Origin of the sequence: Sphingobacterium yanglingense, assembly GCF_004363245.1 — a bacterium.
GTDB lineage: Bacteria > Bacteroidota > Bacteroidia > Sphingobacteriales > Sphingobacteriaceae > Sphingobacterium > Sphingobacterium yanglingense.
Genome location: NZ_SNYV01000019.1, coordinates 237303 through 253731, shown reverse-complemented (window position 1 = coordinate 253731; position 16429 = coordinate 237303). Strand labels below are relative to the sequence as shown.

Sequence of the window (16429 nt, the reverse complement as noted above, 5' to 3'; positions counted from 1 at the left end):
AGATCCTATTTCAAAAAACGCCTTCTATACGATCGTATAGAAGGCGTAATATTTACTGTCCATTTATAGAACAATTACTATTTTACAGGCAGATAAGTCTCCATATTTGGCGTCAATCCCCAGCTTGGATTTAATTGAATAGTTGGGTTATTGATCTGCAAGGTAAAGTACTTAGACTTTACATCTGCCGAATACGTTTTACTTCCTATAGTATGTTCTATCTTTTGTTTAGCCCAAGGTTTACCTGTATCCAGTGCCAATCGTTTGATATCAAACACACGTTGAAAGGTGCCGGAGGGCAATTCTCTTCTACGTTCCTTTAATATCTCTTCCAATAACTGATCCTGACTTAAAGCAGCTCCATTAGGCAGATTTGCCAAAGCAGTACTATATCTGTACTTACGCAACAGATTAAGATCCGTCAACGCATTGGACAGCTTATTCAATCGTGCATTCGCCTCTGCTTTCATCAAGAGCAACTCTGGGTAAGTCAAACCTTGATTACCCGCCATTTTATCATCCCTATAATAGTATGTCTGTACCCCGTCATCATGTTTCACACCACCAACAGTCACCGCATACCCCAAATCCTTTAATGCAAATAAACGATAACGCTGATCGTTCGCCTTATCAAATAGGTTCAGGAACTCCTCTGATGGATAAAACCAAGCACTCGCTGCTGCTGCCCTATAGAACAAAAACTCCCTGTTATCTGTTTGGTTGATTAGGTTATCCTGTCCTATGAGTTCCAAACCGACCTCTACATCCGTACCTGGCGAGGGTGAAGCATTTGGATCTGGTTTATAACTAAATTTGTTAAAATCGTAGATCAGGTTATCTACATTTCCTTTGGTTGCTAGGGCTTTTGCCCAAGCTGCATCTGCATATTCACCCATTTTTGCCCAATCTCTCTTGAACATATAAAGTTGCGCCAAAAGGGCATCCACTGCCGTCAGACTCGCCCGTGTAGGATTCCCTACATTCGCTGGTGCATCTTTTGCTTCCAAAAGATCCTTTTCCACCAGGTCTAAAATCTCCTTTGTCGTGGACAATCCCGGGTTCGCGACAATAGGCGAACTGTCCTTTCGATAAGGTAATACCTTCTGATCATTTGCCCCAGCCGGATCATACATTGGACCATAGCCTAGCGCTGCCACCATATAACTCCAGGCTCTTCCTGCCTTTGCCTGTGCCGTAATCAATTTTCCAAGATCGCTATTTTCGGCATTCAATGCCTTCGTTTCATCAATTACCGTATTGAACATCGCAGTAGCACGATAGATTCCCCATTCCCAAGTCGTTTGTGGTTTATTAGGGTCTGTATAGGGGTGATAGAACGTATACGCCGCATAGCGATCTATATTCGGGTGCGTATTGACATATTGATATTTAGCTTCATTTTCAGAAATTCGCGTATTATCACCTAGATAGGCATAAAACGACCCTCTATTATTATCTATAAAATGATAATCAATACTTCTCGGGTTGTTTAATAGGTTTTCCAGGTCCTCCACTTTACTCGGAATCAACTGTCCGACTGGCTTTACATCCAGGTATTTGTTACAGCTTGTATTGTACAATGCCCCAGCAAATAGCAAGGCAAAATATATCTTCTTCATATGTATTCAATTAATAAGCGTTAGAAACCAATCTTTAGTCCCATAAAAAACTCGCGCGGTAGCGGCAAAGAAGTATATCCCTGCTCTGTAGCCGCCCCTGTACCCGTGGTCATATTCACCTCAGCCGTTTCGGGATCGATATCGACTCCCTTTGCTGTAATCCGGAACAGGTTACGTCCCTGTGCATAGATTTGCGCATTGGCTATACCGATCGATTTGCTCCATTTGCTTAAATCGTATGATAGCGTTACGTCACGCAGCTTGGCATAACTCGCATTTCCAACCAACGCATCAATATATGGGAAGCTAAACATATCCATATTCCAAGACTGCAATACCGGGTAGATCGTATTGGCCTCATCCCCAGGCTTGCGCCAGCGTTCCGCTACATGTCTATTCTGGAAATTAGATCCTACGAAGGCATCTTTTCTATATTTGTGCCCCAGCTTAGCAATAAACATGAAAGATAGATTCCAGTCCTGATATTTAACACGATTGGTCAATGCCAAATCCCATTTCGGTCTAAAGGTCCCTTGGTAAACAACATCTTTCGGTGTAGTATTTGCAATCAAAACCACTTCATCTTCTGCATTATACACCTGCGCCTGCCCTTTATCATTCAACCCTGCAAATCGATACCCCCAGATACCCGCTGCCGCATATCCTGTAGCAAGAATCCCTTGTGGACTAGTATAACTTGAGGCATACTGTCTCGTCACATTATAATTTTTCACCGTATTGAAGTTGTATGCTATATTTGGTGAAATAGTCCATCTCAACTGATCTTTATTCAATACATTGACATTTAGGCTCAATTCAAACCCTTCATTACTCATCTCACCGATATTCCGCACTAAAGAGACATATCCTACTGTTGGATCAACAGCATCACTGGTCAATAAATCGCTACTGTATTTATTATAATAATCCAGACTACCTTCCACCTTATTGTTAAATAATCCAAAGTCGATTCCTACGTTTGCAATCCTTATTTTCTCCCAACGTAATTGGCTATTTGCTGGAGACTTCATTCCATACGACATTCCCCCCGTAGACTGCTCATACTTACCTACATTTAAGATTAAGAATGGTCCATTCTCTAGCGAAATATTACCATTGATACCGTACGATCCTCTTATATGGAGTTTATTGACCACCTCACTGTTCCAGAATTTTTCATTGCTCAATTTATAGGTTCCCCCTAATGACCATAATGGTTTATAGCGGTATTTTTTATCCGTACCAAAGAAATTCGTTAAATCCAGACGTGTAGATCCGCTTATGATAAAACGGTTGTCGTACTCGTACGAAGCATTGGCATACCAAGACACAAAACGATTATCCCTATATTTAAATTCCCCATCGGTAATACCATCAAAGAAAGTATTAAACAGCTTATCCGCATTATATAAACCACCCACATAGTCTTTAATATTGACAGGTATAAAGGATCCTGCGGTTGGGTTATATCCCATCCGAGTAGCCAGTTGATTGTTATCAAATGTCATTTTACGGATTTCATTACCTGCTAGCACATTTAAGCGATGCTTGATTCCCTGAAAATCCTTGGTATAGTTCAGTTGCGTACGGACAGTCCAAGACTCATTAATATCTCTATACTCGTTGATTACGGCACCATCCGGAAAATAATGGTTTGCGTTATTCTTTTTAGATGTATTATCATTATACGCCTGCCTTACCGCAAATGCGTCTGCCGATTGTAATCCTTTCGTTAGCGTATTTCCTCTCACCCAGTTACCGCCGACTTCAGCTGTCAATCCCTCGATGATTTCAGCACGGACGAAACCGGTGATACGGGCCGAAAAATTCTTCCTGTCATACTGATTATCGTAAATATCCTGTAGCGGATGATAATCCCAACGCTTCATTCCTGGCGTTTTCTTATAGGTATTCACTTTGTACTGACTAATCCCCCATATATCTGCCGGATCTCCATTCTCGTCCCATAGATTAGTATATGGACGAAGCAAGGAACCAGTATTATATGCTGTCAGTGACCCAAAATAATTACCTAAATACTTAGGCCCACCCGTCGTATTTAGAACCATATAACTAGATTCCGTATTATTTACGGTGAAGTTTGCAGAGGCTCCTGCTGTCAAGAAAGAAAATGGCTTCCATTCATTTTTTAAGTCAAAAATAATTTTCTTGCCATCATTATTCAACAGATTCTCCTTCGTATTTTGATAGTTTACAGCAATATTATAGTTATACTCTTCCGTTCCCCCTACAATACCCAAGTTATGTTGGTGCGTAATCTTATTTCTAAAGAACGAATCTTCGATCTGCTTCATCCCATCTATTTTACGCAATGCATTTATTTCAGCCATTGCTTCTGCTTCCGAGATCTTCTTTTCCCTAACCTGCATCAACAGATAAGTAACGCGGCTCATGTTACCCGTACTGATCGTCGATGGTCCATTCGGATTTTCATTGAATAGATCGATCTCTGCATCTATATAATCTGAAGAGGATGCCCTGTTCAGGTATTTTAGCTCCGGTTTGGATACGATATTTACAAATCCGGAATAGTTTACTCTTGGCTTTCCTGATTTTCCTGCTTTCGTTGTGATTACGATTACACCATTTCCTGCCCGCGAACCGTAGATCGACGCTGCTACCGCATCTTTCAACACCGTAATACTCGCAATATTCATCGGATTTATATCATCTATTCCCCCTTCAATAGGATATCCATCGACCACTACGAGTGGGGTCTTCTCTGCACTAAACGTCGAAATCCCCCTAATCTCAATATTTCCCGATTTATCAATCACCACCCCTGCGGCTTGTCCCTCCAGCGCATTTTTCAGGCCTGTTGCCAATTTAGACTCCAGCTGCTCTCCAGAAACATAACTGAATGAGCCCGTCATACGTTCACGAGGCAAACTCTGATAACCTGTGTTTACGCGGACTACAGCTTCTTCAATTTTCCCATCAGTCGGCACTAAGCTGATACTCCCAATATTAGCCTTCGCTTCTACAATCTTCCGTACATAACCTACATAGGAAATCGATAAAGTAGCTCCAGGTTCAATGCCTTCCAATGTAAAATTCCCATTGGCATCTGTAACAGTACCTATACGTCTCCCCTCTACCGCAACACTGACCCCTACTAACGGATTTCCTTTATCATCAGTCACTTTACCTCTTACCACTTGCTGGATATTAACTTCTGACGTACGCTGCAGTTTATTTTCCAGTCCTGCTCCAGCCACATTTGCTAATATAGCTGGCTTTGCTTTAACACGGATCACTTTGTCCTGAATCTCGAACGTCAGCGGATAGCTACTTTCAATTTTTCGCAACACCTGTTCTATCGATTCATCGTTAAAAGACACCGCTATTTTACTCATCGGATCCACCCCCTTGGCGGTCCATAAATAGTGATAGCCGGTCTGTCTATTAATTTCTTGAAATACCTTTCTATAACTTACATTCTTGTTCTCAAATTTTATTCGCTGTGCATAAGACGATGCACTGACGGCTATAGTTCCCATCAGCATCGAAACAACTGCAAGCGAAACTTTTCCCCATTTAGGGACATTACAGCTGTACAGCGATTTAGTATCGTTCTGCAGTTCAGGATTAGATAGCCCGTCTACATTTTGTTTAGTAAAAAATTTCTTCATTTTTAGAGGTTATTGATTAATTGTATTCATTTTACGATTAATTTCATTCTGGATAGGCACTCATTATACCAGCCTTAATGTGTTAGATTTTATTCATTCTTCTCCTTTCTTTTTAGGTTAGTGCACTATAACAATTCAGCTAGTTTTTTATCAAGTTCATCTTGTCTCAGGTTTACCGCGACAATCTTTCCGTTTGCATCAACGAGATAATTGGCTGGTATCCCTCTAATGCCAAACATCTGCACTACTGGACTTTTAAAAGCCTTTAGATCTCCTATATTTATCCACGGAATATGCTCTTCATTGGAAGCCTTCAGCCAACGTTCACGTTCATGATCTAGGGTAAATGAGAGAATTTCAAATCCTTTAGCATTGAATCGTTCGTATGCTTTTTTCATATGCGGAATTTCCGCTCTACACGGTCCGCACCATGAGGCCCAAAATTCGACAAGCGTATATTTATTCTTTTTTAAAATCCCCATCAGGTTCATTTCTTTTCCATCCAGGTCATTGCCTTTAAAGTCATTTATCGTCGAATCAACCCCCATCACCACCTGTTTCTTAGCTCTCGCCCTAACATCTTGTATTCTATACTTCAGATATACGATTTCCGGTAACTCGCCCAATTCTTTTTGCAGAAGATCGAGCTCCTTTTCTCTCGTATCCAGCGATCTCACCATCTTGAAGGCCAACAATCGTGCTATTGGATCCGGATTATTGTCGCGAATAGCGTCATATTTAGCTTGTAAGATCTGACCTGCTTCTTTTTGCAATTCAGCATATTTTGCTCTGTTGGCATCCACCTGAAAATCTTCTGAGGTCAACGAGCTGGAATAACTTTCAAATGCTTGCAGCTTTGCCACGTATACGGGGTCCTTCTTTATGGCTTCAAACAACTTATTGTACTTGCCTCCTATAATGTTTATGCCATTGGATTCGGCATCCCTATCTATTTGAAGCTCGCCGGGTTCAGCAATAAATTCCTGTTTATAGACAAAATCACCTTCTGGATTATACAAACCGAAGTAGGCATTTTGTGGAGCCCATACCTGCCCTTTAATAGTAAACTTACCTCCCTCTATAATCTGCTCTGCTAACAGGGCAGTACCTCCTATAGAGGTGTCCAGCACAACTATAGTCAACCTATGTCCATCATATTTCTGCCAGTCAGAGCCAGAATAATTAAAATCCTTTAGCATCATTTTTTGCGCAAAAGCTCCCGAGCTCAGCCATAATACACTAACGATCAGCGCGATAATTTTTCTCATTTTATACTGTTTATTGAATTGATTTTCTAATAGATATACACCTGTTTACCAACGACACGAAAACGTAGATTTAATGATTCCTTCATCAGCTCCAACAACTCTTCCAATGATGCATATCTTGGTAGGATGCCTTCAATTCGTTCATTTTTTAACGATTCCTTCTCGAAAACGTACTCCATATCATACCATCGCGCGAGTTTCTGCATCGCCGCTCCCAAGGGCTCTGATGCAAATACAAACTGATTTTTGGTCCAGGATGTATAGTTGAATACATCGACAGCCTTAACCTCAATAGCTCCAGTTCCGTTATTAATAGCCTGTTGTCCAGGGATTAATTGCTGTACCTTCGCCCCACGATGTTCTGCCGAGACCGCCACCTTGCCTTCTACCAATGTGGTATAGGTACTTTTATCCTCTGCATATGCGGAGATGTTAAACTGGGTACCTAAGACCTGCACAGTCTGCTGCTTTGTCTTCACCAAAAAAGGTTGTGGTTGTTGCGCAGGAGTCAGGGTCTTGTTCACTTCAAAATACGCCTCCCCTTCTAGCTCTACCAAGCGTTCTCTCATCGAAAAAACCTTTGGAAATCGTAGCTTCGATGCTGCATTCAAAATAATCTTTGTCTTATCCGCTAGGATGACTGTGTACTCTCCCCCTTTTGGTGTCACTATTTCCATCATCGCATCAGCCCGCTGTTCCTTAGTCACACCTTCCACCCCCGAACCATCTCCATACAAAAGCTCGTCCGAAATAACCAGTTCATGCTGTCCCTCACTCAACTGAAGAGAGGTCCCATCGGCCAACTTAAGTATCGCTTTGTTGCCTCCTGGTACAATCTCCACCGCTGTTTCCCTATACTTCCAAAGAACAGACAGCAACACCAGCAATACTGCCGCAGCCACCCCCGCATACCTCCACCAGTACCGAGGTTTCATCTTTTTCGATTCAGTTCTGAGGATACGTTCCAACACACTATCTACAGCCTTATTCACATCGATAGTCTCCAAGGTCTGCAGATCCCTATACCAGTCCGTCTTATTCATCGCATATTGATAAGCCATTTCATGCTGTTCAGCCTCCTTCCTCCAGGCTAACAGCAACTCTTCCTCTTCAATAGACAAGGTATTTAGCTTCTTCCCCGCGATGAGGGCAGCTATCTTTTTTGAAATCATTATTTTTTTGGTAACTAAGGTTTTTGCTTATACACTAGGAGAACAGAACTGGGATTCGAAATCTTTACGCCAATTCAAACAAAAACAATAAAACACTAATAAACAGTTAATTAATTTTTCAAAAAACCAGATAAAAGAAGTGTAATCAAGAAATAATCTTCTGGTTTTAGATATTCTTTTAGGTAGTCTATACCCTTTTTCTTCTGTACATATACCGTACTGGCTGTGATCTGTAATTGTTCAACAACTTCAGCTACCGTATGCCCTTCGAGATAGAGCATGGTCATAACCTTGGCACACTGAGTCGGCAACTTTTTAAAAGCTTCATGGAGCTGACTCAAGGTCTCCGCATACACCATGTTCTGAAATTGCTCTGCATTGAGTATATCCGAGGCCGCTGATTCTACATGAAACTGTTCTTGGTTCTTGAGCAGGCGCTTATTTCGATCCAAGCGGTTCAAAGTGGCATTCCGGGTACTTACATATAGAAAAGAGGCAAGTTTATTTAAGGAATCAAAGTCATTTTTCTTATACCAAAGCTGATGTAATATGTCCTGTACTACCTCTTCGGCATCTTCTTTACTTATTTTAAATTGTAATGCAAAAAGACACAAGGGATGGTAAAACCGGCGAAACAGATGAATGTACCCTGCGTCATCTCCTGATTTGAAGGCAGCGAAATCTTGTTTATCGTCTTTATTGAATTCCATAGCAACTTGCCCAAAGGACGGAATCAAAAGTAAGTCAAAATCTTTTAAATTAAAAAGACCCCACTCCCTAAGTAAGGGGTGGAGTCTCTTTAATACAAGTTATATAGATCTCTTAAAAAGCCCTCTGCGGCATCTATATATAAACCGAGACAGGCATTACAGTGCTATTTCCAACCAGGATTTTGTTCTAAATTTTTATTATCCACAATATCTGCATTAGCTATTGGTCTCAAATACTTTTTATCTTCAAATTTTCTATCCTCGTCAATACGCCACAAGATATGCCCCTTCGTACCTTCCGATAGTTTGGCCGCCTTATCATCCACTACGAAATAGACCACTCCTGATGTAGTTTTACTTGGAATGGCTTTAACAAAGCACACATCCGGTGTGTTGTTACCGTCCAAGTCCATTTCTATGCCTAGACCGGGTACATATATCCCTTTCCAATCCATCTCCAACAACTTACCTTTTCTCCAGCGCAACAAATCATCATAACGCAGACCTTCATACACCAACTCTATCCCACGCTCCCTTCTTACCTCCATTAAATATCGGTCAGATACCTCTGGAAAATAAGTCTTTTGCATATAGGGATCTACACCTGTTGGCGCTTTGGGGTCTACCCCTGCACGTTTGCGCAATTCTCCGATTGTTTCTGCCCATATAATATCGTTCATCAGTCCCAGCTCGGCCTTCGCTTCTGCATAGTTCAATAGTATCTCTGCATAGCGCATCATGGTTATCGAATTAAAACCCTCTGCAACACCATCCAAACGTTTATCATCGAGACTAAATTTATGAATATGGTACCCCGTAAAGGTATACCCAAAATTAGGTGGCGCAGCCGAGCCGTCCGAGCGCTTATAACCTAACGACCGTACAGATTGCCCTAGACGTGCATCCCTCCCTTTCATTTCTTCTTTAAACTCAAGTTCATCGTATCCTGCCTTATCTGTAAAGCGGCTACCATCTACATTCAGGTATGTATTTACAAACTGTTTGTTCAGCCCCCAACGCGCACCATACGTTGCCGAGTTAAATTTCCAGGTTATCTCATGCCAACGCTTCAATGCATTATTAAACACATTCGACCATAGCACTTCTGTGGCCACTGCATTTTCACTGATAAAGAGCGTACGATAATCTGAATTCGGCTTTCCTGTGTTATAAATTGCATACTGTTTGCCGTCTATTAGCTCTTTCGATGCTTTTGCAGACTCTTCCAACCACTTATTCGCAGTAGACTTTAGCCCCAAATTCTCATGGTATTTCCGAAATGTCCCTTCAAAAAGACATATGCGAGACTTTAATCCCAAAGCCACCCATTTGGTTATCATACTCGACGAGTTGTCTTTTGCAGACCTAATATTCGCTATCGCAAAATCAATATCCGCCAGTACCGAATCCATCACCATAGCCCTAGGGTCCTGCTTCTTATACAGCTCTGGATCATCTGTAGCCAGCGGCTTGTTGTACCACGGCACATCTCCATATGTTTTTACTTTATCGAAGTAAAAATAAGCTCTAAAAAAACGAGCGATACCTGCATAGTGTTTTCTTGCCTCCTCCGGGATTTCTTTATTATCATACCGCGAAAGGAAATAATTGACATTTCTCAGCTTTGTCCAGTCCCATTTTCCCTGATCTACTGGCGAAAAATTACCTGCTATAAAAGTGGGCGAGTTATTTTTGGATGTATAATCTCCCATTTCATCAGCCTGTACAATTGCCAGACCGCTAGGAATAAAATCCTGATAGAAAGAATTTGTGTACAATTGCAAATCTGCCTCTGTTTTGAAATAAGAAGAGGGCACCAGTTTATCAAAAGGCTCTTTGTCCAGAAAATCCTTACAGGAGCCCATCAGCAACACCGTTGCCAACATTCCTAATATATATTTTGTCTTCATCCGTTTGATATGTAAATCACTATTTCGTGAGCTCGTAAGCTCGGTTTGTTCTTTAATTGTCATTGACTTGTCCCCACTTTCAGCAAAGAATATCCACGTCAACTCCTAGAAAGTCAAATTCAGTCCTATAGTTGTTGTTTTCAACATAGGGTATGCATATCCCTGCCCCGATCCATTAGTCAGGTCGCCCACCGGTTTTTCCATCACCTCAGGGTCAAAATTATCTGTATGCTTAAATAATCCAGAGAATGTAAATAGATTTTGCGCTGTCAAGAAAATCTGAGCGTTATTTATTTTCATCTTATTTACCCATGTTTTCGGCAAGGTATAGTCTAGCGTTAGAGTTTTGAGACGCAGATAAGATACATCCTGCAGATACTTTGTCTGTGGTGCACCTAGCGAGCGATCTGTACCCAACGCAGTGTAACCTCTATATCTAGGGAAGTAGGCATCAGGATTCTCTTCCGTCCATATATCCTCCATCATTTTTGTTGGTTGATAGCCATACGGTCGGTTATACGGTCCCCAAAACAAACCTGCTTCCGATGCAAAATACCAGTCACGCTTACCTATCCCCTGGAAGAAAGCCGACAGACCGATACCATTCCAATTCCCCGACAGCGTAAAGCCATACTGATATCTTGGGCTATCATTACCTATTATCCTACGATCGCCCGGATTATCTACCGTATTATTTCCTTGGTTGATAACACCATTATGGTCCAAGTCAGCAAACTTAAGATCTCCTGCCAGCCAAATATTGTTATTTGAGTTTTTCAGGAAGCTTTGATCAGCATGTTTCTTCACATCTTCTTCCGATGTAAAGAATCCCAACGTTTCATATCCCCATATTTCTCCTACTTGCTGCCCTACGTAATACGTAGACAATAGCTTGTTGGGATTGTTAAAACGCTCAATAGTCGATCTGCTATCCCATAGTGATCCGTTAATCCCCCAGTTGAAAGGTTTTCCTGCCAATTCGAACTGCGAGTTATAATTGGCCGTCAGCTCCCATCCTTTTGTAGACATATCGGCATAGTTTCCAAACGGCACTGCTGCCCCAAATACATTAGGCAATGGTTGCCCTGCTGTAAACATATCGTAGGTCATTCGGTTGTACCAGTCGAATGTTAGATTCAGGCTATTATTAAAAAATCCAAGATCGGCACCAAAATTAGCTGTAGTCGATCGTTCCCAAGTCAGTCCATCTGGAATTACACCTGGCAATTTGGTATAATTGGTCTGCACACCATTCAGCACGACCGAAGTTTTGCTCACCCCCATTTGCTCGAGGTAACGATAAGGTGCAACATTTCCATTCCCTAATGAACCATATGAAGCACGTATTTTAAAATTGCTCACGATCGGCTTTATAGGCTCAAAAAAGGCTTCATTTGAAGCAATCCACCCTCCCGATATAGAAGGGAAGAACCCATACCTTTGATGCTCTGGGAATTTGGAAGACCCATCATAGCGACCATTGAGTTCCAACAGATAACGATTGTCATAAGCATAATTGAGGCGATAGAAAACACCCAAATAGGCCCATTCATTACCACCACCTGTAATACCATAATTCAAACCATCCATAAGATTGAAATCAGGCTTAGACGCCACCAAGATACCATCTCTCTGTGCCCGCAACAGCTTCGTAGTCGACGATTCGACGTTATAACCGACCAAGACATTGACATCGTGCTTATCTGCAAATTTGTTGACATAGTTTGCCGTGATATTCCCTGCTAGGTATTTGGTATTTTCATTCCACTCTCTCAATAACGAGCGTCCAAATCGCGAGATCACCCCTGGCGAGTTACTGTAGTCCATGTAGTTGTTGGTGCGCACATCATTCTCCCAGGTTCTGCCATACGTCATATCCCCTTTTAGTGTCAGCCCTTTCACTGGCTTCAACACCAATCCTGCCGTATTCCTCAGCACCGTATTATTCAGATCCGATGCATTATTACCTTCCATAAAGGAAGCCACCCCTGTATAAACAGCCGTATGTGTGTAGGTACCGTCAGGATTGTATACCACCGCCATCGGATATCCTTGATGTTCAAACTGACGCCATATATTACCATCGCCATCTGCAAACATTGGGTAATGGTAGTCATAGGTACTCAATTCCGTATTATTTTGAAATGTAATCCAATCGTTTAGTTTCACATCTCCTTTTGCGCGGAGGTTATACTTATTAAATTTATCCGGATTGTGTTTAAAAATACCATCTTGGTGATAATATCTTCCCGAGACATAATACGACGCCTTATCTCCACCTCCCGACACACTCATCGCTTGTTCGGTAGCGGGCATCATATCCTTATAAATCATATTATACCAATCCGTATTTCCGAAATACTCATACCTATTTTTTGCTGGATTGAACACCGCTTCCTCACCAGTAGGATTTTCGGCATATTTTTTCAGTGCCTCAAGGTATTCTAGCGAAAACGGATAGATATTATTCACCGATATCGGCGTAGACTTATAATCGTACCATGCATTAAAGGCATCGTTAAAATTCTTAGCCCATTCATAGCCTTGCGTCACCAGCTTAGGCTCTACGGTACGCTGGTTCATTGAATAGTTAGAGTTCAATGTCACCTTTGCCTGTCCTTTTACTGGATTTTTTGTGGTAATCAGCACCACACCAAATGCTGCCCTCGAGCCGTATATCGCTGCCGAAGATGCATCTTTCAACACCGTCACAGACTCGATATCGTTCGGGTTGATCATATTAGCATCTCCTTCCACTCCGTCGATCAATACCAATGCCGAACCTCCGGCTCCTATCGAGGTCGTACCCCGCACATTAAATTCCGCACCACGTGTAGGGCTACCATCTACCATCTTCAGGTTCAGGTTGGGCAGTGTCCCTTGTAGCATACGGCTCAGGTTTGGTGCCGGTCTATTTTCCAACACTTCCGATGTTACCTGCGATACCGCTCCCGTTAGGTTCACTTTTTTCTGCGTACCGTAACCCACCACGACAACTTCTTCGAGGTCATTTTTGTTATCCAACACGATGCGTATATCCGTTCCCGAATCTACTTCAAAGCTCTTGGTAGTAAAACCAACACAGCTCACTACCAATACGACTTTGGCACCATTTGAATGATCAAATTCAAACTCCCCTTTTGCATTGGTTGTGGTATTCAACAACGTTCCCTTTATGGAGACATTGGCATGTGCTACTGGTCGCCCACTAGCATCCACCACCTGTCCAGCTACCTTTTGTTGCTGTACCTCCATGGTGATTCCTGCCGCTGACAAAAATCCCAGCTCAATAGCCTGCAAGTTTTGGGACATAGCAATCCCAGCCAATAAAAATATCGGAATTCTCTTGTTCATGATTATTTGGTATAGATTAAAGGCTCAGTTCTATTTTCAGATGTTTATCACTACGTACATAAGTAGATACCACCTCATATGATAGCTTTGACTGACCTGTATCTGCGATCAGTATCTGTGACGATTTGGGCTGCAATACGATATTCTTCGTTCCCTTTCCATCTACTAGTTGTAGTTCAAAGTAGAGATCCGAATTATTCTGTAGCTCATAATATTTACTGTCCGCCTTCTTTGCATTAGGCTTACTATAGAAGCTTGGGGTCAATTTCACGCAGGCATGAAACAAATCGCGCACATGCTCTTCCTTTCCAAATAGGTAATTGCTCGACCATGCTACCGTACTCCCCTTTTCGAGCGCAGTACGTATCGCCTCTGCTGAGCGGTCTTTAGCTAACACCAATGTCATCGTACGGTGTATACCCTCCCGTTCTATATCATACTCGTGTGCGATCAGATTATGTATATCCGTATTACCTATAATGGTTAGATTCCTATCCAATGCCCAGTCCAAGGCTTTTTTATGGAAGCCAAAACCATTGACCACTTCGATACCGTGCAGATTTTTTTCTTTGTACATCTTATCTACAAATGGGATCCATTCGTAAGAGCCTTCGATCTGTGTTGCCTTCCAGCCTGGATGATTCCAGAAGATAAAAGCCTTCTGATCCACTACAGCCTGTATAGCTTGCTCGTCCAAGTCTGAGTCCCTTGGTACGACCAGGTTTTTATCATCCTGTATGAATAAGGCATTGAAATGCCCTGGAGGCGTATTTCTCGTCACTTCTGTTCCTTTTACCAACAAAATATTCTGCTCTGCTGCTAGCTTTTCAGCCAATTCATGTGGCCGTAGATTTCCAGGTTTTACATCATCCTTATGTGGTGTATACTCGACATGCTCTGTAAATGCGATTGCGTCCAAACCTTCTTTCCAAGCTTCTTGCACACGTACATTAGGCCACACATGCCCATCTGTAAACACCGTGTGCATGTGAAAATCGCACTTCAACACCTGCAATCCATTGACATTAGGGATATCGATTATCTTGCGTTGTTTGGGGTACCGAAATTCATCAAGCTTCATGATTCCGGAATTTTCCTGAGCAATAGATGGACCCGCAAAAGCACATAATGCTGCAAGCAAAAGTAAAGTTCTGTTCATAGTATCTTGTAGATTTTGGCACAAAAATAGGCCCCTCGCATTAAGCTAATATTAAATTGAAATGGTATTTTAATGAAGCTTTCCGACAAATAATTAATACTACTTTACACAAAAAACAGGCGTCAGTTTTTACACTGACGCCTTTTCAATTCCAGCATAATCTGGATCATTTATTACTTTATCATCTATTGTTTCGTTCCTTTGAAACTATAGATTATTTCGTCTTTCTGGGTCTGTTCCGTCAATAAGATTACAGTCTTATCATCTATACTATAAAGAAAACTACCATTAGGTTCATTGAGCGTATTAATCGAAATGTTATGTGTGTTCGACACTTTCATCGTTTTAGCAGCAACTCCTGAATATTTTTCACCTGATTTTGCCTCAATCTTAATATGCGAGTCGTCAACCTTAGAAACCTTAATAATAGCATCGAAATAATCTGCACCTCCAATCACTTCTATTTTACCAATATAAGTACCTATTGCGGCATCAATACCAGATGGTGTCTTATCATCATCTTTACTACAGCTTGCAAATATTAAACTAGCACAGGCAAAAAACATTACAGCTAAGAAGCTGTTTCTTTTCATAAATTTTTTCATCGTTATATATTTTTATGCGGGTACCTACACAATTATTAGACCATTCTATAATCAAAATTTATAGAACATCTCGTTACACCGCTCAAATAGCAACTAGAAAACTGGTTATCAATCAATTTAAGAAAAGGAAAAACATATTACCTACAGCAGTTCATCATATTGCTTTTTTATCATCTTATAATATTTGCTCTTCTGGCCCTGGCCTTGCAACAACTCAAATGTATTCTCGAATTTCTGAAACTCACGATGGTTATAAAGTTGATAAAAAAGAAAGAATGCAGAGATCTTACTTTCTGGATTAGCAGCAACAAGTTCCTGTATACGTGTATCCAACACCTCATCCTTCGTCAAATGATTTTTGATTTCCTCCAGATTCAAAAAGGCCTTATTTCCTTTTTGCAGATTATTAGCATCGATATAGCTGTAATACTCCTGTTTAGCACTATCTACCAATTTCGCTTTCCGGTCAAAGAACCCACTGAATGCTTCCCAATAACGGTCTGCTAGATCACATTCTTTGCAGGCTATATTTTTAAATTGCAATATCGATGCGCCTTTACGTTCCAATTCTTCGACACTCACCTCATTCACTACTTCTATACGATAAACTGTCCCATACGCTCGATCGATGTACAACGGTTTAGTCAATTGAAACAAGTCTTCATCACTTTCCTTGTCAAAGCCTTTACTCCTAACTACCTGATGAGAGAGCAGTGTTCGAGGCCAAGAAAAAACAGCAATGTACATATCATCTTCTAGACCGTGAAGAATAATAGGTTTAGAAAGATCTATCCCCTCCTTAAAAAACAACTCCTCACCAGTTATGATATGATTAATACGCAACGAACAGGAATCTACGGGGAGATTCATCAGCTGTAATTCGACATCCTGAACATCTCCTCCCTTCTGTTCAGTCTCAAAACCACATGCAACGCAAAAAAAAACTATAAATAATATCTGAAATAATCGCATAATACCT

The 16429-nt window shown here is 41.3% G+C and carries 10 protein-coding genes; all 10 read right to left on the bottom strand.

Annotated elements, in window-relative coordinates:
* Positions 1 to 77: 77 nt before the first annotated feature.
* The 10 genes from CLV99_RS22160 to CLV99_RS22115 all read right to left on the bottom strand — a co-directional run bounded on the left by CLV99_RS22160 (position 78) and on the right by CLV99_RS22115 (position 16422).
* The gene (locus CLV99_RS22160) at positions 78 to 1619 is read right to left on the bottom strand and encodes a RagB/SusD family nutrient uptake outer membrane protein (protein WP_133586701.1); all 1542 of its coding nucleotides are present in this window, start codon (positions 1617 to 1619) and stop codon (positions 78 to 80) included.
* A 20-nt stretch (positions 1620 to 1639) separates the two neighbouring features.
* A complete protein-coding gene (locus CLV99_RS22155) occupies positions 1640 to 5272 on the bottom strand; it encodes a SusC/RagA family TonB-linked outer membrane protein (protein WP_133586700.1) in 3633 nt (1210 codons plus the stop codon).
* A 125-nt stretch (positions 5273 to 5397) separates the two neighbouring features.
* Positions 5398 to 6540 (bottom strand): TlpA disulfide reductase family protein, encoded by a 1143-nt coding sequence (locus CLV99_RS22150; protein ID WP_133586699.1) that lies wholly within the window; start codon positions 6538 to 6540, stop codon positions 5398 to 5400.
* A gap of 26 nt (positions 6541 to 6566) precedes the next feature.
* The gene (locus CLV99_RS22145) at positions 6567 to 7712 is read right to left on the bottom strand and encodes a FecR family protein (protein ID WP_133586698.1); all 1146 of its coding nucleotides are present in this window, start codon (positions 7710 to 7712) and stop codon (positions 6567 to 6569) included.
* Between the two features lie 110 nt (positions 7713 to 7822).
* Positions 7823 to 8422, bottom strand: a complete 600-nt coding sequence (locus tag CLV99_RS22140) for an RNA polymerase sigma factor (protein ID WP_133586697.1) — start codon at positions 8420 to 8422, stop codon at positions 7823 to 7825.
* 164 nt (positions 8423 to 8586) lie between these two features.
* Positions 8587 to 10332 carry a RagB/SusD family nutrient uptake outer membrane protein gene (locus CLV99_RS22135; RefSeq protein ID WP_133586696.1) on the bottom strand — a complete coding sequence of 582 codons (1746 nt, stop codon included), beginning with the start codon at positions 10330 to 10332 and terminating at the stop codon, positions 8587 to 8589.
* A 105-nt stretch (positions 10333 to 10437) separates the two neighbouring features.
* Positions 10438 to 13686: a SusC/RagA family TonB-linked outer membrane protein gene (locus tag CLV99_RS22130; protein WP_133586695.1), complete on the bottom strand. Its 3249-nt coding sequence runs from the start codon at positions 13684 to 13686 to the stop codon at positions 10438 to 10440.
* 16 nt (positions 13687 to 13702) lie between these two features.
* Positions 13703 to 14845 carry an Sb-PDE family phosphodiesterase gene (locus CLV99_RS22125; protein ID WP_133586694.1) on the bottom strand — a complete coding sequence of 381 codons (1143 nt, stop codon included), beginning with the start codon at positions 14843 to 14845 and terminating at the stop codon, positions 13703 to 13705.
* A gap of 185 nt (positions 14846 to 15030) precedes the next feature.
* Positions 15031 to 15450 carry a hypothetical protein gene (locus tag CLV99_RS22120; RefSeq protein ID WP_133586693.1) on the bottom strand — a complete coding sequence of 140 codons (420 nt, stop codon included), beginning with the start codon at positions 15448 to 15450 and terminating at the stop codon, positions 15031 to 15033.
* A 141-nt stretch (positions 15451 to 15591) separates the two neighbouring features.
* On the bottom strand, positions 15592 to 16422 hold the full coding sequence (locus tag CLV99_RS22115; protein WP_133586692.1) for a hypothetical protein: 831 nt from the start codon (positions 16420 to 16422) through the stop codon (positions 15592 to 15594).
* Positions 16423 to 16429: the final 7 nt, after the last annotated feature.